The organism is Mesobacillus zeae, from assembly GCF_003570705.1.
Classification (GTDB): Bacteria; Bacillota; Bacilli; order Bacillales; family Cytobacillaceae; genus Mesobacillus_C; species Mesobacillus_C zeae.
Window position 1 is genome coordinate 17,942 of the sequence record NZ_QWVT01000036.1, and the last position, 17,787, is coordinate 35,728.

At 45.4% G+C, this 17,787-nt stretch carries 21 protein-coding genes; 1 reads left to right on the forward strand and 20 read right to left on the reverse strand.

The window, feature by feature from the left end:
* Entirely contained in the window at nt 1-801 is an 801-nt protein-coding gene (gene dapB / locus D1970_RS18580) for a 4-hydroxy-tetrahydrodipicolinate reductase (RefSeq protein WP_119114352.1), read from the reverse strand.
* The gene (locus D1970_RS18585) at nt 798-1,151 is read right to left on the reverse strand and encodes a nucleotide pyrophosphohydrolase (protein ID WP_119114353.1); all 354 of its coding nucleotides are present in this window, start codon (nt 1,149-1,151) and stop codon (nt 798-800) included. The genes dapB and D1970_RS18585 overlap by 4 nt, the downstream gene beginning before the upstream one ends.
* Before the next feature lie 187 nt (nt 1,152-1,338).
* Between D1970_RS18585 and D1970_RS18590 the strand changes: the two genes are divergently transcribed.
* Complete coding sequence (locus D1970_RS18590; protein ID WP_219915742.1) at nt 1,339-2,229, forward strand: YitT family protein; 891 nt, start codon at nt 1,339-1,341, stop codon at nt 2,227-2,229.
* Nucleotides 2,230-2,258: 29 nt separating this feature from the next.
* Here D1970_RS18590 and D1970_RS18595 read toward each other — a convergent pair whose 3' ends face one another.
* From D1970_RS18595 to D1970_RS22625, 18 genes are all read right to left on the reverse strand, one after another.
* Complete coding sequence (locus tag D1970_RS18595; protein WP_119114355.1) at nt 2,259-2,939, reverse strand: zinc metallopeptidase; 681 nt, start codon at nt 2,937-2,939, stop codon at nt 2,259-2,261.
* A gap of 59 nt (nt 2,940-2,998) precedes the next feature.
* The gene (gene ypjB, locus D1970_RS18600) at nt 2,999-3,793 is read right to left on the reverse strand and encodes a sporulation protein YpjB (RefSeq protein WP_119114356.1); all 795 of its coding nucleotides are present in this window, start codon (nt 3,791-3,793) and stop codon (nt 2,999-3,001) included.
* Between the two features lie 67 nt (nt 3,794-3,860).
* A complete protein-coding gene (gene lhaT, locus D1970_RS18605; protein WP_119114357.1) occupies nt 3,861-4,457 on the reverse strand; it encodes a lipoprotein heptaprenylglyceryl N-acetyltransferase LhaT in 597 nt (198 codons plus the stop codon).
* Nucleotides 4,458-4,615: 158 nt separating this feature from the next.
* On the reverse strand, nt 4,616-5,374 hold the full coding sequence (locus D1970_RS18610; protein ID WP_119114358.1) for a menaquinol-cytochrome c reductase cytochrome b/c subunit: 759 nt from the start codon (nt 5,372-5,374) through the stop codon (nt 4,616-4,618).
* Nucleotides 5,375-5,448: 74 nt separating this feature from the next.
* The gene (gene qcrB, locus D1970_RS18615) at nt 5,449-6,123 is read right to left on the reverse strand and encodes a menaquinol-cytochrome c reductase cytochrome b subunit (protein WP_119114359.1); all 675 of its coding nucleotides are present in this window, start codon (nt 6,121-6,123) and stop codon (nt 5,449-5,451) included.
* Between the two features lie 3 nt (nt 6,124-6,126).
* A complete protein-coding gene (locus tag D1970_RS18620; protein ID WP_119114360.1) occupies nt 6,127-6,633 on the reverse strand; it encodes a QcrA and Rieske domain-containing protein in 507 nt (168 codons plus the stop codon).
* Nucleotides 6,634-6,774: 141 nt separating this feature from the next.
* Nucleotides 6,775-7,242 (reverse strand): YpiF family protein, encoded by a 468-nt coding sequence (locus D1970_RS18625; protein WP_119114371.1) that lies wholly within the window; start codon nt 7,240-7,242, stop codon nt 6,775-6,777.
* A gap of 103 nt (nt 7,243-7,345) precedes the next feature.
* Complete coding sequence (locus D1970_RS18630) at nt 7,346-7,894, reverse strand: ReoY family proteolytic degradation factor (protein ID WP_119114361.1); 549 nt, start codon at nt 7,892-7,894, stop codon at nt 7,346-7,348.
* A 33-nt stretch (nt 7,895-7,927) separates the two neighbouring features.
* Complete coding sequence (locus D1970_RS18635) at nt 7,928-9,187, reverse strand: tetratricopeptide repeat protein (RefSeq protein WP_119114362.1); 1,260 nt, start codon at nt 9,185-9,187, stop codon at nt 7,928-7,930.
* Between the two features lie 19 nt (nt 9,188-9,206).
* The gene (locus tag D1970_RS18640; RefSeq protein ID WP_119114363.1) at nt 9,207-10,103 is read right to left on the reverse strand and encodes a hypothetical protein; all 897 of its coding nucleotides are present in this window, start codon (nt 10,101-10,103) and stop codon (nt 9,207-9,209) included.
* 170 nt (nt 10,104-10,273) lie between these two features.
* Nucleotides 10,274-11,569, reverse strand: coding sequence for a 3-phosphoshikimate 1-carboxyvinyltransferase (gene aroA, locus D1970_RS18645; RefSeq protein ID WP_119114372.1), 1,296 nt, complete (start codon nt 11,567-11,569; stop codon nt 10,274-10,276).
* A 13-nt stretch (nt 11,570-11,582) separates the two neighbouring features.
* Nucleotides 11,583-12,686 carry a prephenate dehydrogenase gene (locus D1970_RS18650; protein ID WP_119114364.1) on the reverse strand — a complete coding sequence of 368 codons (1,104 nt, stop codon included), beginning with the start codon at nt 12,684-12,686 and terminating at the stop codon, nt 11,583-11,585.
* A gap of 16 nt (nt 12,687-12,702) precedes the next feature.
* Nucleotides 12,703-13,803: a histidinol-phosphate transaminase gene (gene hisC / locus D1970_RS18655; protein WP_119114365.1), complete on the reverse strand. Its 1,101-nt coding sequence runs from the start codon at nt 13,801-13,803 to the stop codon at nt 12,703-12,705.
* Between the two features lie 93 nt (nt 13,804-13,896).
* Complete coding sequence (gene aroH / locus D1970_RS18660; protein ID WP_119114366.1) at nt 13,897-14,271, reverse strand: chorismate mutase; 375 nt, start codon at nt 14,269-14,271, stop codon at nt 13,897-13,899.
* Nucleotides 14,255-15,358: a 3-dehydroquinate synthase gene (gene aroB, locus D1970_RS18665; RefSeq protein ID WP_119114367.1), complete on the reverse strand. Its 1,104-nt coding sequence runs from the start codon at nt 15,356-15,358 to the stop codon at nt 14,255-14,257. The genes aroH and aroB overlap by 17 nt, the downstream gene beginning before the upstream one ends.
* On the reverse strand, nt 15,359-16,531 hold the full coding sequence (gene aroC, locus D1970_RS18670) for a chorismate synthase (RefSeq protein WP_119114368.1): 1,173 nt from the start codon (nt 16,529-16,531) through the stop codon (nt 15,359-15,361).
* 211 nt (nt 16,532-16,742) lie between these two features.
* On the reverse strand, nt 16,743-17,516 hold the full coding sequence (locus D1970_RS18675; RefSeq protein ID WP_119114369.1) for a CheR family methyltransferase: 774 nt from the start codon (nt 17,514-17,516) through the stop codon (nt 16,743-16,745).
* Between the two features lie 32 nt (nt 17,517-17,548).
* Nucleotides 17,549-17,787: hypothetical protein (locus tag D1970_RS22625; protein ID WP_220453205.1), on the reverse strand; the 239-nt coding region annotated here is incomplete at its 5' end.

Sequence of the window (17,787 nt, forward strand, 5' to 3'; positions counted from 1 at the left end):
CTACTCTATAATATTTTCAAGTCCGTAGACAAAAGAATCCATTTTCATTACTGTATCTACAGCTAATTTTACTCCCGACATAAAAGAAGCCCGGTTGTATGAATCGTGCCTGACTGTGAGCGATTGGCCATCAGAACCGAACATGACTTGCTGATGTGCCACAAGGCCAGGGAGGCGTACTGAATGGATGTGCATCCCGTCAAAATCCGCTCCCCTCGCACCTGGAATTGTTTCTTTTTCATCCTGATGCCCCTGCTTTTTCGGTTCCCTCACAGCTGAAATCATCTCTGCAGTTTTTACTGCTGTTCCGGATGGAGCATCAAGTTTCCGGTCGTGGTGAAGCTCGATAATTTCAACATCGGTGAAATATCGTGCAGCCATTTGAGAAAACTTCATCATCAGTATGGCACCGACCGCAAAATTCGGAGCAATAATACAGCCGATTTCACGATCACTGCACAATTCTTCCAGCTCTGTCAAATCCTCTTTTGAAAAGCCAGTTGTACCGACTACGGGACGCACTCCATAATGAATGGCAGTCTTCGTATGGAACATTCCCGATTCAGGTGTAGTTAAGTCTATGAGGACATCCGGAGCTTCTTTCTCTAGGCAAAAAGCCAAATCAGTGTATACAGGTGCATCCGAAGCCGGTAGGCCGTCCATTTCTCCAACGGTTCTCCAATGATCTCTATGGTCAATGACACCAACAAGCTCGAAGGTTTCCGTTTCGAGCACCATTTTCACCGCTTCCTGACCCATTCGGCCGCGCGGGCCGGCAATAACGATTTTAACTGTTTTCATTCTTTTTCCCCTTTTCCTTTAGAATCGATCCTTGTCCATCTATCTTTGTCCCTTGTGTTGAATTTTTTCAATACAAGATCATGGGCCTCTTCAAGGTCAATGTTAAGAGAGTTTGCAAAGCATATAAGAACAAATAGTAAGTCACCAAGCTCTTCTTCTATCTCTTTCTCACCCTCGGATGATTTCTTTGGTTTTTCCCCATAATGGTGGTTGACTTCCCTTGCCAGTTCACCAAGTTCTTCTGTCATCCGTGCCATCATCGCGAGCGGACTGAAGTAGCCTTCCTTGAACTGGCTTATGTAAACATCCACTTCTCTCTGCAATTCTTCTACTGTCTTTCGTTTACTCATTCGTTTCACCTTCTCTTTTGTCTCTTAAATAATTATGTATCTTTTAATTTGATGTTAGCCTACAGAATACTCTTTGACAAATATTTTTATATGCGATAATAACCGGCCATACTGTAAAAGATTGCCCTTAGCCGCAATATTTTATATAATTAATCCGCTTTCGTTATCGATATATTCATATTATTTAATGAACGGGGGATACACAGTGTTTTTCGGTTTGAGATTTAAAAATATATTTTTCATCATGCTCGGTTCGGCCATATTCTCCTTCGGCCTTGTTCACTTCAATATCCAGAACAATTTGGCAGAAGGCGGCTTCACCGGAATTACCCTGCTGCTTTATTCGGTATTCGGCTGGGCTCCATCGGTCACGAACCTCCTTTTAAACATCCCGTTATTCTTTCTCGGCTGGCGGCTTCTCGGCAGAAACGTGTTCCTTTACACAATTATAGGGACATTGAGTGTTTCACTATTTCTGGCTATATTCCAAAAATACCAGATTAAAATGCCGCTATACGAAGATCTTTTTCTCGCTTCTCTGTTTGCGGGGGTATTTATCGGAATCGGACTTGGAATCATCTTCCGCTTCGGTGGAACAACGGGCGGCGTTGATATAATTGCCCGTCTTGCCAACAAATACTTTGGCTGGACGATGGGCCGGACAATGTTTATCTTTGACTTCTTTGTCATTACTCTTTCACTTCTCACATACTTAAACTACCGTGAAGCGATGTATACGCTCGTTGTCGTCTTCGTTGGGGCGCGTGTAATCGATTTCATGCAGGAAGGTGCATACGCTGCCAGAGGAGCCATGATTATTTCGGATAAGAATGAAGCAATAGCAGACAAGATTCTTATCGAAATGGGAAGAGGGGTAACCATGCTGAAAGCAGTGGGCTCCTTTACAAAAAAAGAACGAGATGTCTTGTACTGTGTAGTGGCAAAGAACGAAATTGTGAAGCTTAAGGATGTCATTAATTCTGTTGACCCACATGCTTTCGTTTCCGTTTCTATTGTCCATGATGTACTGGGTGAAGGATTTACATTGGATGAAAACAAGCTGCCGATAGAAAGATAAAAGCCGCCCGTCTGGGCGGCTTTTTGCTTTTATTCATCTCGCGACATTCCTGTATAAATCAGGATAAGGCGCACAAGTTCAAGGACTGCAACAGCCGCAGCAGCAACGTATGTAAGTGCGGCAGCATTGAGGACTTTCCTTGTTTCCTTTTCCTCATCGTTGCGGATGATCCCTGCAGAAACAACCTGGTCCATAGCCCTGTTGGAAGCGTTAAACTCAACAGGCAGTGTGATGACTTGGAATAATACTGCTCCAGCCATGAATATGATTCCCATAAGCAGCATTCCAGTCAGGTTAGCAAAAATTCCAATCATGATAAGAACCCACGAAAGATTTGAACCGATGCTTGCCACAGGGACAAGCGCATGACGGAAACGGAGGAAAGCATAGTGTTCTGCATCCTGTATAGCATGGCCGACCTCATGGGCTGCAATCGCTGCGGCAGCTACAGAGTGGCCGTGGTAATTGTTTGTCGAAAGCCGGACAGTCTTTGTCCTTGGATCGTAATGGTCGCTTAAATAGCCCCGTGTTTCTTCAATGCTCACATTGTAGAGACTATTTTCATCTAATATCCTCCTCGCAACCTCTGCACCGCGCATTTGAGATGAAGATGAAACTTGGGAATATTTTTTGTAAGCACCTTTCACCTTCATTTGTGCCCAAAGGGGAACAATGATGATAACCGCGAAATAAATGAAATACGGATACAATTCGGAACCTCCTATAGATCGTGATGTTAATTCTATTTTAGTGAGCTCCCCTGTCCCTGTCAATTCTTCCGCTCTTTCTGCCGGTCAAGCAGCTTCTCCCTATCCCCTTTATATTTTCTCCAGCCAACATAGGATAATGTCATAATAATGATGCTTCCCGTTGAAATTATTACCCACCATAAAGAAGGATCGGCCTCATCCTCAGTCATATCATCGAAAATTGTTTTCAAATCGGCTTCCAGCGCATCCAATTCCTTCTGGCTTGTGCTTTTTCCCAAAACATCGGGACGGTAATTGTCAATAAAATTTACCCTTGCATCAAGCTGTTGAATCCTGTCAGGGGTGATATCGATTTTCATGCTAGGATAAATCATTTGGTAAAGAGACAAAAACGAATTGAGGCTGGCATTAAAGTCGCCATTGTCCCCCTCTTGGGCTGCTTTTTTGACACTTCCAAACACCGTCAGAATAGGATTTTCCATTTCCGTCCACAAAGGCTGGTGTTTTGACCTGAGTGCATCGACTACCAGGCGGAACTTTGTGACTCTGCCCATCCGCTCCTCATGTCCCATATTGACACTTGTCACAGCTTTCTCTGCATCGTCATAGGCGACTGTAATAATCCTAAGCTCGTCCATGGAATAAGGCCGGCTTGAACCAGCGGCATTGAGAAACTCACTCTCAAAATGCCCCAGGAGTCTTTTGGCATCCTCATAGCGGTACAGCTTGACCATTTGCAGAGCTTCGTCTGAAATATGGTCAAGCTTATCGATCGAAGAAGTATTATCACCACGGGCCGACAGCGGTGCCAGCACAAACAACGCCAGGATAAACATTGCGATTTTCGCTTTCATTCCTGTCCCCCCTATAAATACTATTAAGAATGTATGAGGGTTAGGACAAGGTTAGACCAGTTCTCCATTATTTGATTGAAAGAGTGAACCTGTCTTCCCGTACACAAAGATAATAGGCCACCAGGATGGAAAGAACACTAAGCCAGAACGTGAAGTAACCGATTTCATTCATGTAGGAATCCAGCATATGATAACGAGGCATCATCTTATAAACATAATCAATGATTTCATTATGAAGCACAAAAAGGGATGCGACAGCCAAATGTTTTAGCCGAAAACGGTAAAAAGGCGAGTATAGAAGTCCTTGCACAGCCATAGCTAAATGCGAGCCTACAAGCATAATGCCCACCCAGTCCAGCTCACCGGACATTTCAAGAACAAGCATATTCATGACCACTGCCCAAATGCCGTATTTAAATAGCGTAACAATTGCAAGTGCCTCCATGTACGGCCAGTTTTTCCCCCTTAGGAAGGCGATGAGCACGAAAACAAAAAACAGGCTCGCCGTGGGACTGTCTGGCACAAAAGCAAGGAAGATGGACGGCGTATCTAAAAGCTGCCACTTGTACCAGTAGTATCCATAAGCAGTCCCGGCAATATTTATTGCCAAGAGCATCCAAAGCATTGGTTTGACAGCCAGATAGGCGTACAGTCTTATGATCATTGAATTCCCCTCATTTTCAAAATGTATGTATCTATTATATATTATGGCGTAGCCGAAGCAACAATATGAAAAGAGCCGTCCCTCTTAAGTTTCTATCTTTCTATCACATTCTTTTATCTAAAAAAGCCAGCGGAAATCCGCCGGCTTTTTCAAATGGTTTATTTTAGTTCTGAAAGATATTCAGACATTTTCTTCAGTTCTTCATCGGAACCTTTAAAAACGCCTGCAGGCATTTTGCCTTGGCCATCTTTTGCAATTTTCGCAATCTCTTCAGGCTTCAGACCTGTGCCAACCAGCTTAGGAGCAGATGCTCCTCCCGATAGTTCACCACCATGGCAGCTCGTACAGGTGTTCGCCTGGGCGATTTTATAGCCATCGGCATTTTTGTCGATCTTGACATCAGAAATTTCACCTTGCTTTTTGGCTGCTTCCCAGTCATGCGTTACTACGGATTCCCATGTTAAATAAAAGATACCCGCAATGGCAAGAAGCATAAACGCAGTAGCAAGCGGACGCCTTGTCGGACGGCGTTCTGGTCCCCTGTCAATGAATGGGGCTAGCAGCAAAGCTCCAAATGCAAGTCCCGGGATAACCATAGCACCAATTACCGTATATGGTCCGGATGCATAAGAATATTTCAATAGTTGGTATAAAAACAGGAAATACCAGTCTGGCAGCGGAATATAGCCAGTATCCGTCGGGTCCGCAATTCTCTCGAGCGGAGACGGATGGGCGATTGTTAAACACAAAAATCCGATCAGGAAAACGGCGCCGACCATCCACTCTTTCAGAAGGAAGTTAGGCCAAAAAGCTTCCGTTTTGCCAGGGTATTCCGAGTAATCTTTTGGAATGTTAGGTTTTCGTTCAGCAGGGACACGAGAGTCCCCTACAAACTTCATCCCTTTACCGCGATGCATCGAGTAATCCCCTCCTTTTTCCGTAAAGTTGAACGAATCTCTTTGAATCCGATCAACATTTTAATCAACCAATCTTACAATGGACCCGAAATCCCCTGTTTCCGGATCATTAAGAAATGGGCTCCCATCAATCCAAGCAATGCAGCAGGCAAGAAGAACACGTGGATGGCAAAGAAGCGTGTCAGCGTCTGGGCCCCAACTATGTCGTGGTGGCCTGCCATTAACGTTTTAACCTGTGGTCCAATTAATGGAGTTGCCTCCATGATCTGCAAAGTTACCTTTGTCGCAAATAGCGCTTTCATATCCCATGGAAGCAAATAACCTGTCAGGCCAAGTCCAAGCATAACGAAGAAAATCAGCACTCCGACAATCCAGTTCAGTTCACGAGGTTTTTTATAAGCGCCTTGGAAAAATACGCGAAGTGTATGTAGGAACATCATGACAATGACAAGGCTTGCTCCCCAGTGGTGCATTCCCCTGACAATCTGCCCGAATGCCACTTCATTTTGAAGATAGTAAACGGACTGCCAGGCGTTTTTAATATCTGGAACGTAGTACATGGTCAAAAACATTCCAGACAGGATTTGGATGACTGTGATGAAAAATGTCAGACCGCCAAAACAGTAAACAAAGGCCGAGAAATGATGGGCCGGGTTTACATGCTCAGGAACCTCGTGGTCAGCGATGTCCCGCCACAAAGGCGTAATATCCAACCGTTCATCAACCCAGTCGTAAATTCTGTTTAACATTGATTACGCCTCCTTCCGTGGCTTGGCTTTTCCTAAATACAGGATGCCGTCCTTGACTTTGTAAGGATACTCATCGAGACGCGCCAGCGGTGGTGTGCCGGGCACGTTCGCCCCATCCTTCTCGTACAGGCCGAAATGGCACGGACAGAAGAAGCGATTAGGGTTTTTCTTGTCGGTATTCCAGGCGACTACACAGCCGAGGTGCTTACAGACTGGCGAAAGGGCAACAATCTGTCCTTCCTCATTCTTGTAAACCCAGGCAGTGTTCGTAACCTCGGATTCATACCATGCATCTTTTTGGTCAAATGTGAAGTCGACCCGCTCCGGCTCTTTCGTGATGTCGTCAACCTTAAGCTTAGTCGCAGTAAAATCCCCAGCTGCGTTTGCTTTAAGAACCGGGTCCACTGCAAAACGAACCATCGGCATCAGCATGCCGGCAGCCATGAAACCGCCTACACCTGTAAGGGTATAGTTTAAAAATTGCCGTCTTGAAACACGATGTTTGCTCACGTTTTTCCCCCCTCTATTCCCAGGTCAATCCCTTTGGACATAATTTAAACACATTTATACTAGGACATAATCATGATATATCAATCTCTATATAAAATCAATATAATACTATGTTGAAAACATTTTTTGCAGTGATATAAATTACACCCCGTCAAGCTCTTCCCATTTTCGGGCAAAAAGCGGCATCAGCTGCTTGGCCTGGTCTTCCAAGACTGACATTTTCGACGCCTCATCCATATGTTCCAGAGGCAGGGACGGCATCCAGAGAAGGGACCCTCCAAGCCTGCTTTCCCTCTGCTTCCAGCCAATGTCGGAGGTAATGTAAAAAACATGCTTCAGGCCGCCTTCCGCGAGCACTTTCTCCCATTCTTCCAATTGAAGGATGAGGCTGTCTTCCGAACCATTGAGGTACGGTATTCCAGGAAGCAGGATGACTCTACCCCGGAATTGCCTTTCAAGAAGTCCTGACAGCAGCCCGGAAAACTCTGTTTTAGCGGAGGATTCCTTCATCCCATCGCCAAATGCAACAGGAAAGAGAGGAATGATTGCCGTATCCACATATTCTGCAGCTTTTAAATACATTTCAATGTCAGTAGAAATCCATTTCATCGTCTCAGCTCCATTACCGTTTTTTTTATCATACCACCTGGCAAGATTTTTCACGCTTAATTCAGCTCAAAATAAAAAGCTTGCTTAATGCAAGCAAGCCCGTTCAATGGCTGGGACTAATTCTCTTTAACTGCTCGGTCAAACGCTTGAACGCTTCTTTGTCCTGCCTGTCAAGAGCGTCATCAATAAGTGCTGTAAGCTTCTCTTTCTGAAAGCGCTCGATGCTGTCGGACAGGAATCTTTCGGCGATCAGCCTGTCTTTGTCGCTGATCTGGGTATTCCCCAGCATATACGGGTTGTCTTCGAGCACCGCCGCAAACTGATGGGCTTTGTTGGAGGCGTGAAAGTTTAGCTGGATGTAGATTTCTTCCTCCCGGTTGAGCCTGATGTCATGAAATGATTTCTCAGCATCTGTTGTCATGACATTTTCCTTGTAAAACCGAAACGGAACTTCATCGACGCAATGCGTGGACATCAATAGTCCCCTTGGGCAAAACTGGGCATTTTCAACGAAGTGGACCCGTTCCATCAACTGGTCATGGCTCATTAAATAATTGAGGATCCAAACACATTCCCGCCTCTTTAGTTGGTAATGGTTCAGAAACCAGCGGATAAAATCCTTTTTCTCGTTGACAGAAACAGGGGTTGTCATTTTTGATTCCCTCCTCTGCAGCTCAACTGATTTTTAATAATCTCCTACTAAACGTTGAAGAAGATCTCGAAATTCCTCATTGCCTGGGTCTTTATTTACCAGTATATTAAAAACTTCGGCAGCCTCGGCTATTTTTCCTTCTTCAATTAAAAAATAACCATAGTCGTATAGAAAATCTTGATTGTCTTTAAAAAAATTATATGCAAGACGATATTTGATTAATGCCTGTGAATATTGTTCAAGATGGGACAAGGCGACAGCGGAGTCCCACAAGAGCTGCGGTTCCTCTTCCTCATTCACTTCAGTGTCCCTTATTAAGCCGTCCACGTCTTCGTACCGTTCCTGCCTGATTAAGAGCCTGTTCAGCACAAGGACTCCCTGGGTAAACTCCGGATCAAGGGCAATCGCTTCCCGCAATAGCCTTTCAGCCTCAGTTTCATCCCCAACCTTTAAAGCGATTTTCCCGCCATAAAAGTAAAGGTCCTTATTGTATTCATCCTGTCTGATTCCGTTCTTCACTGCATCAAGCGCTTCTTCCTCCATCCCTTCCATCTCATAGGCCTTTGCCAGATGAAGGTAGAGAGAATGATATTCAGGATCGAGCACTTTCAGCTCCTCAAATCTTTCGATAGCTGTTTTGTGCCTGCCGGCCTGGAGAGCCGTAAAAGCATATCCAAACAGCGTATTGATCTCCAGTTTCTGGGCAATTGCTTTTTCATAGTATGGCAGCGCTTCTTCGAATGCACCAGAAGCACTCAGGCATTCAGCCATCCTTTGGTTTATGTTGGTCCCAGCTATTTCTTCCTGTTCTTTCAGTACTTGCTCATACCATTTAATAGCTTCAGCCAATTTCCCCTGCTCTGCATAGAGTTCTCCTAGTGCAAAGTCCAAGATGGGCTCTTCAGGGAGGATTTTTTTCGCCTGGATCAGCTTTTGTTCACTCACTTCATACAGGCCATCCATCTGATACAGATCTGCCATCAAAAGCAGCGCCCTTCCATATTCAGGGTCTTCATGACCCACTTTTTCTAGCATAAGCATAGCTCTCTCTTCTTCTCCAGTTTCAAGCAGCGTCTCTGCCAGGAGGAGAAGAATTTCGCCTTCCTTCGGGTAATCAATTAAGAGCATTTCCAGGAGTGCTTTTGCTTCCTCCATTAATCCGAATCGGAATAGTTCCTCTGCAAGAAGGTATCGGTCACCGTCAGTGCCTTCCTTCAAAATTTGCCGGTATGCTGACAGTGCCTCATCAATCCTGCCATTTTCAAGCAGTTCTGCAATTTCTTCTATCATCATGGTATTTCTTCCTTCCCTTTTAGACAGGGGCCGTGTGGAAAGCAGGCGTCGTTATGACAATATACTCGCCGTATCCGGGACGGTAATGGACCTGGCTGCCGGCACGGATGACCACGCCTTTATGAACAGATACCGAGAGTTTGTCCTCATGTTTCATAAATAGCTCGCCGGTGTCTTTCGCTTCTTCCGTCTCCCCGTTTCTCAAGTACAAATTGTAACTCACTTCTCCCCCATGCTGCAAATTGCACTTCCCGGGATAGATTCCGATTTTTTGGAGTGCCTCCATTTCTGCAGGCAGGTGTTCCTCCAGTTCGTGGAGCATGCTGGGAATTTTTTCTTTTTTCATGATGCGCGCCCAGAGCGCCTTTAGGGTGGGATCCCCACTCTTAAAGACAGGAATAAGGGGACTATTGTATGGAAACATCGCCTCTCTGATCCACCCCCACGGGAGGGAGACAATGTCTTTCTGGCTTCCCACATCAACGAACAACGCGGGAATCTTTGCATGTTTACATTTCCGTATAAACGAAGGAGTCAAGAGGCTGGCCGGTATTCGTGCACCAAGGACATAATCCACAGGACAGTCTGTCAGTTGCGCGGTTGCTTTCCTAAATCCCGCTTCCAATGTGGCTGCACTAGTTATCGGTACACAAGTCAGGACGGTCGTACATCCTCTTTTGATAAAGTTTTTGAGGTAGTACGATTTCTTATCCCCGAAAGTTTGTCCCAGTGGCAAGCCCATATCGAAAACAGCAAATGTAGGTGTCATGATGTACGAATCGAGCTCCATGCGGCAATGGGTGTAGCTTGGAAAAGCTTCTCTGATGGCTGTGATCTTACTGCCTTCCACCAGCAAGCAGACATTCTTCTTCAAGTTTCCTTTCTGCACACGGGCATTTTCCATAATATATGCCATGAAACCACTCCTAACAAGTCTTAAGACAAGCTATGCGGAATGGAGGAAAATATGCATGATTGTTAAATATTTAGCTGACAGGTGATTGTCGAGGTATTGAGATGTTACATTATGCCGAAGAGCCTTTCCCTCAAAATGTAGGAAAGGCAGAATGATACATCTAAACAGAATCAATCATGAACAGTCAATGACTGCAAATGTTCAAAAAAGGTCGGATAGGACACGTTGATTGCTTCGCTGTCTTCAAGGTATACTTCTCCCTTTGAAATTAAAGCGGCAATTGCAAGCATCATTCCGATTCTATGGTCACCGTGGCTTGAAACAGTGCCGCCATGAAGAGGAGTTCCGCCATGAATGACCATCCCGTCTTCAGAAGCCTCAATGTCTGCCCCAAGCTTCCTCAGCTCGGTTACAACAGTGTCAATCCGGTTCGTTTCCTTTACTTTTAATTCTTTTGCATCTTTAATTACCGTCCTGCCTTCTGCCTGGGTGGCGATCAAAGCAATTATCGGGATTTCATCGATTAACCTTGGAATCAGCCCGCCTTCGATTACTGTTCCTCTCAGGCCTGCTGTTTTAACGGTAATGCTCCCGGAAGGTTCACTTGAGCTTTCAGGCTGCCCGCAGATATCCATGTCTGCCCCCATCATGCCCAGTACATCAATTATGCCTGTCCTTGTCGGATTAAGCCCCACATTTTGAAGAACAACTGTGCTATCTGGCACGATGCTAGCCGCAGCAAGAAAGAATGCAGCGGAAGAAATATCTCCGGGCACAAGAACGTGTGTCCCTGTCAGCTTTTGCCCTCCCTCAACAGAAACCGATTTACCGTCTGCTTCGACTCTCCCGCCAAACATTCTGATCATTCTTTCTGTATGGTCCCTTGTCTTTTCAGGTTCTACCACCGTGGTAATGCCATCGGACTGAAGCCCTGCGAGCAAGATTGCCGACTTGACTTGTGCGCTGGCAACCGGGAGTGTATACCCGATTCCTTTTAAGGCCCCGCCTTTTATCGAGAGAGGGGTATACTCCCCTCCCATTCTCCCATCAATTGTTGCCCCCATTTCCGCTAAAGGACGGACAACCCTTGTCATAGGTCTTTTAGCAATTGACTCATCACCCGCCAAAATTGAATGAAACGGCCTGCCTGCAAGAATACCCATCAACAGGCGAATTGTCGTTCCTGAGTTCCCGACATCTAAAATCTCTTTTGGCTCCTGGAGACCCTCTATGCCGGGTCCTTCAACCGTAACACTAGTTCCTTCCTGACGGATCCTTACTCCAAGTTTTTGGAAACATGAAATGGTGCTAAGGCAATCCTCTCCGGGGAGGAAGTTTTCCACTGTCGTACGGCCAGTAGCTATAGATCCAAACATGACAGCCCGGTGCGAAATGGACTTGTCACCAGGCACATTGATCGTCCCAGAAAGGGAAGTGATATTTGTGATTAATTTCTTCGCTTCCATATATAGCTCCTTTTTATCCAACTGAAGTTTCATAGTCTGTATGCCTCGATAGACATTCCTGGGCGCAAAGTCTGTCTTCCTCCGTTTGAAAGCTAATAACCAGCACCCCATATACTTCTTCCCTTGTTTCTATAATTCTGATATTGACAATGCTGATATTTTCTTTCGCGAGAAACCCGGTTATTTCTGAAATGACACCAGGATAATCAGGAACATCGACAAAAAGATCATAGAAAGAAGGAATAGCCCCCTTCTCGCTCGTAGGCAGACCGTCACGGTATCGCTTTGCCTGGTCAAAATAGTTCCTGATACTATCAGCATCAGAGGAATGAAGGAGTCCAGCCACCCGGTTCATTTCAGACTGCCATCCTTCCAGCAGTTGAAGCATCACATCCCGGTTATCAACAAGGATATCTTTCCACATTTCAGGGCTTCCGGAGGCAATCCTGGTGATATCCCTAAATCCGCCCGCTGCAAGTCTGCCTACCATTTCAGAATCCTTTTCCGCAGCAGCAGCCTGATGGACAAGCGAGGCAGCAACAAGATGTGGAAAATGGCTGATTACGCCAGTCATATAATCGTGCTCTTCCGGTAGGACAGTCAAAAATTTTGCCTTTGTTCCAGCGAGCCAGCCCTTTAACTGCTCCAGCACAGCAGATTGAGTGCCTTGCTCCGGAGTAAGAAGATAATAGGCGTTTTCAAAAAGAATCTTCTTTGCAGCTGTTACTCCGCTTTTATGTGAGCCTGCCATAGGGTGACCGCCGATAAACTCAACACCCATTTCCCGCAGCATTGCTCCATGACGGCTTACCGTTTGCTTTGTACTGCCAGTGTCTGTTACGATTGCCCCCTTTTTCAGAGGAACACAAGAAAGGGTGTGGACCATTTTTACGGCCGCCGCCACTGGCGTTGCAATAACAATCAAATCAGCTTTGCATGCTTCCTCTTCAATGCTTTCAGTTGCCATGTCGATTATGCCCAGCATTTTCGCAAGTCTCGCCTGCTCTGGATCCTGATCATAACCGACAACCGTGCATTTCTGGTGTTCCGACTTTATGCAGAGAGCAAGCGATCCGCCAATCAGCCCAAGTCCAATTATAAACACACGGCCTGTCATATTTCATCACCTTCTCTTATGATAGCTGCGCCGCTGCAGCAAGGAATTCCTTCATTTTTCCAATAACTGAGCTGTTCTGCTCGGAAGTGCCTACGGTAATCCTGACACATGTCGGAAAACCGAGTACAGCCCCTGATCGGACAATAAAACCTCGTTCAAGCAGGAATTGGAAGACTTCATTCCCATCGTGTTCGAAATCAATGAGAATGAAATTTCCTTGGGAAGGATAACAGCTTAGACGGTTCTCCTCGCAAAAACGGTAAAACTGCTTCATGCCCTCGCGGTTTGCCTTCCTGGTGTTCTTGACGAAGTCCTGGTCTTTTATTGCTTCGAGGGCTGCAGCCTGGGCAAAAGAGTTCATGTTAAAAGGCTCTCTTGCAGGTTCCAGCGCCCTGATAATCTCTCTATCCGCAAACCCATAGCCTGCCCGAAGACTTGCCAGCCCGTAAATTTTTGAAAACGTACGAAGCACAATCAAATTTTGATATTCCCTTATCAAAGAAGGAGAATTGTAATAATCATCGGCCACTACATACTCATAGTAAGCTTCATCAAGCACTACGAGCACATCTTTTGGAACCTTATCAAGAAATGCCAGCAGTTCACCTTCAGTGATGTAGACACCAGTTGGATTATTTGGTGAGCACAGCCAGACGACAGCCGTTTCACCATCTACCGCATCCAGCATCCCGCTAAGGTCATGCGCACCATCAACAAGCGGAACTTCCCGTATTTCGCAGCCTTCAATATGTGCGTTATGACGATATTGCGGGAAAGTGGGATCCGCCATCACTGTATTTGTACCGCTATGTAGCAGGGAGCGTGAAATCATTTGTATTAGTTCATCCGATCCATTGCCAAAAATCAGTTCATCTCCTTCTAAGGACAAACTGCCAGCGACAGCCTCCCGCAATAGGGTTGCATATCCGTCCGGGTATAGGGCCAAAGGAGTGCCGGCATTTTTAAGGGCTGACGATACTTTCGGTGAACAACCAAAAGGATTTTCGTTCGATGCTAGTTTAATAATGGTTTCGAGGCCATATTCTTTTTTTACTTCAGCAATAGATCTGCCCGGCTGATAAGGCTTCAGCCCTCTCATTTGCTTTTTCCATTTCATTTCCGTCAACTCCCATCCCGAATTTTTAAGTTATATTTTAAAAAGTACAGCCAACCCGTTCCTCATCTTACTTTTTCTTTGAAAAAAAGAGCGTCACGAAGGACTCTTCTCCAGTAAATCTGGCCGAAGACCTTTTGCGCCGCCCATATAAACATGCTTTACTTCCTCCTGCGCCATCTCTGTATCAACATGGAGCATCACCCTGATGCACATTGCAAGGGATGAGGGAACAGGAATTTCCTTCATACACATTACAGGCACATGGGACCATCCAGGAAAGCTTCTGAGAGCCTTAGCTGGAAAAGCAGCAGTTAAATCTTCAGTGACAGAAATAAACACTGAGGCAACCTTTTCAGGATTTATTTTATTCTTGCTGATTAATTCACTGATCACTCGCCCTGCGCTTGCAACAATTTCCCGTTCTGTATTATCCTTGACTGTTATTGCTCCTCTAATCCCTCTGATCACTCACAGACCCCCTCCTTTGGAATTCATTAAGCCTGCTTAAAAGCAGTTCATCCGATATTTCCATTTTCACAGGGGATCCAGTTTCTTTCAAAAGAACAAACATGACTTTTCCACCAGTGGATTTTTTATCCTGTTTCATTCTTTGAAGAAGGTTGTCCGCGGAAACCCCTTCCGGAATGGCTGATTTGTAACCCAGCTTTTCTATCCAGTCCCTGAACCCACTGGAATCAAACGAAAGACCAAGAATCTCCTTGCTAAGCTTTAACGCAAAAAGCATGCCGATGAGAACCGCTTCACCATGTGTAATCCTTCCATAGCCGCATTCCCCTTCAATTGCATGCCCCAATGTATGCCCAAAATTAAGGAATGCCCTGACTCCTAATTCTTTTTCGTCCTTTTCAACAATATCACCTTTAATTCGGATCCCTTTGACAAGCAGTCCTTCCAAGATTGAATCCTGAATGGCATCAAGGCGAGTTACGTTGTCAAGCAGCCATTCGTAAAATTCCGCGTCTTTTATCAAGGCATGTTTGATTGCCTCAGCAAATCCTGAGCGCCGTTCGCTTTGCGGCAGAGTTTCCAAATACCTCAGATCATAGAATACGGCCTCCGGCTGGTGAAAAGCGCCAATCATATTTTTCCCGAGCGGGTGGTTGATTGCCACTTTCCCGCCGACAGCACTATCGTGTGCAAGAATGGTGGTAGGAATTTGAATAAACGGAATACCCCTCATAAAAGTGGCTGCAACAAAGCCTGCCAGGTCGCCAACTGCACCCCCGCCAAAAGCCAGGATAAGGGACTTTCTATCGAGTTTTTTTTCAAGAGCAAAGGAGAGGCAGCCATAATAGACATCAAATGTCTTTGCTTCCTCACCTGATGGTACAACCTTGACATGAAGCTGCTGGCCTTCAAGCCTGTTTTCCAGCTCTTGAAGGTACAATCTGCCAACCGTCTCATCTGTAATGACAAGCAATGATGTCAAAGCAGGAAAGTTTTCTTTAAGGAATGGGGCTAATCCATCCATTGCCCCATTCCCTACTTTCACGAAATAATTTTTATCCAATGTCCTAATCGCCACTGTTTCCATTTAAAACTCCCTCGCATACCTGCGGTGGTTTTCAACCGATTCTCTTAATGTTTCAAAGCGGTCGGAAGAAAATTGCTCCGCGATTGCCGAGGCGAGTTCCCAAGCAACAACATTTTCAGCTACAACCGCAGCTGCCGGTACAGCACAGCTGTCAGACCGTTCAATACTCGCGGCAAATGGTTCTTTTGTATCAATATCGACACTTTGGAGCGGTTTGTACAAAGTTGGAATAGGTTTCATGACACCTCTCACAATAATCGGCATACCTGTCGTCATTCCGCCTTCAAATCCTCCGAGGCGGTTTGACTTACGGGTATATCCTTGCCCAGCATCCCATTCGATTTCATCATGGACAAGGCTGCCTGGTTTTCTGGCGGCCTCAAAGCCTATACCAAACTCTACACCTTTAAACGCATTGATGCTGACAATCGCTCCAGCCAGTTTGGCATCAAGCTTTCTGTCAAAATGAACATAGCTTCCTATACCTGGAGGCATTCCTTCGGCAATGACTTCAACAATCCCGCCAATAGAATCACCATTTTCTTTTGCTTCATCAATCCTGTCCATCATCTGTCTTTCTGCGATCGGGTCGAAGCAGCGCACTGGCGAGTTCTCCGTTCTTTCGCGAAGCTCCGAGAGTGAAGAATAGGCTGGCGGTTCCGCTTTAACTCCCCCGATTTCAAGCACATGGCAGGCAAGCTCTATGCCAAGGAAGGAGAGCAGTTTCTTTGCTGCGGCGCCTGCAGCTACCCTGATCGTGGTTTCCCGGGCTGAAGAACGCTCGAGGACATTGCGCATATCCCTATGGCCATATTTTAATGCGCCGTTCAAATCCGCATGACCTGGGCGCGGCCGGGTGATTTGCCTTTTTACTTCTTCGGAGGAATCGGGTTCAAGCGGCCCTTGTCCCATGATTTTTGTCCAGTGACTCCAGTCTTTATTTTCAACAGCAAGAGCAACCGGAGATCCGAGTGTGAGACCATGACGTACGCCTCCCAGAATTAGGACGGCATCTTTTTCAATCTGCATCCGCCTGCCTCTCCCATGCCCTTTTTGGCGCCTTGAAAGTTCCTGGTTAATATCTTCTTCTGTAAGCGGCATGCCAGCTGGCAAACCTTCAATAATCGTTGTCAGCTGGGGGCCGTGGGACTCCCCTGCAGTTAAATATCTCATACTCTTTCCCCCTTCAACTCATTAAAGGATTATGTACCAATATATCATACGGTCTCTAATAAAAATAGCAAAATTTTTAAAATTACAATTTTAATAATTGAGCCTTTTAAGTGGATGGAGCCATTTTATCATGAATGTATATATGCCGCAAAAAGCGTAACAGCAAATTTTCGGCAAAATAAAGAAGCGAGCACAATTGCCCGCTCCAGTCTTATATTTTCCGGTAGAAAAAAGTATCTTCTGTTTCAAACCCGTACTTGCTGGGATTAAAAATCTGCTCTGTGCTTCCCACAAAAAAGATGCCTCCAGGCCTTAGCGATGAACTAAACTTATGGTAAAGCCTGTCTTTTGCCTCTTCTGTAAAATAAATCAGTACATTTCTGCAGACGATTAAATCAAATGGGCCTTCAAACCTATCCTCAAGCAAGTTTTGCTTCTTAAAGTGAACCGGCTTTTTTATCTCGGAAGAAACTTTGTACAAGGAATCCTCTTTAGAAAAATATTTGTTTTTGATATCCGACGGGACTTCATTTAAAGACCTTTCAGAATAAACACCCATTCTTGCCTTTGCCAATGCATTATCATCAATATCTGTTGCAGTGATATGTATATTTGTCAATGGCATGTAACGGGACATAATCATCGCAAGAGTATAAGGTTCTTCTCCGGTTGAACATGCGGCACTCCAAACCTTCGGACGGCCGTTCTTCTTGAGAAGCGCCGGCAAAATCCTTTGTTCCAGCACATCCCACCTGTTTGAATTCCTGTAAAACTCGGAAACGTTAATCGTCATCCTATCAAGAAATTCGTGCAGAAGCGAAGGGTCCTTATCAAGCGCCTGAAAGAATTCCCCGAAAGAACGAAATCCTTTTTTCTCGTATAGTGAAGTAAGCCTCCTCTTCATTTGTGCTTCCTTATAATAGGAAAGATTCACGCCTGTCTTTATATATATGCTTGCTATGAACTGTTCATAATCCTGCTGCATATTAATAGCTCCTCTAATCAGCTGATTGGTTCCTATTTGGTATATCGGCAGTAGATGCCAAACGGTTTATATTCTAGTGAATAAAAGCGGGACAAAACGAAAAGCGTAAGCGCCTGGTTAGTGCCGTATGGACTGGAGCTCACCGGCACGAGATAAGGCGAATCTTCAATCAGCGGATGCTTTTGTCGCTGATTGTTAGATGAGCCGATCGGGCTTTTACGGGCAGTTGGGAACCTACTGCCCGTTAATGCGCGATAAAGGAAACACGAAG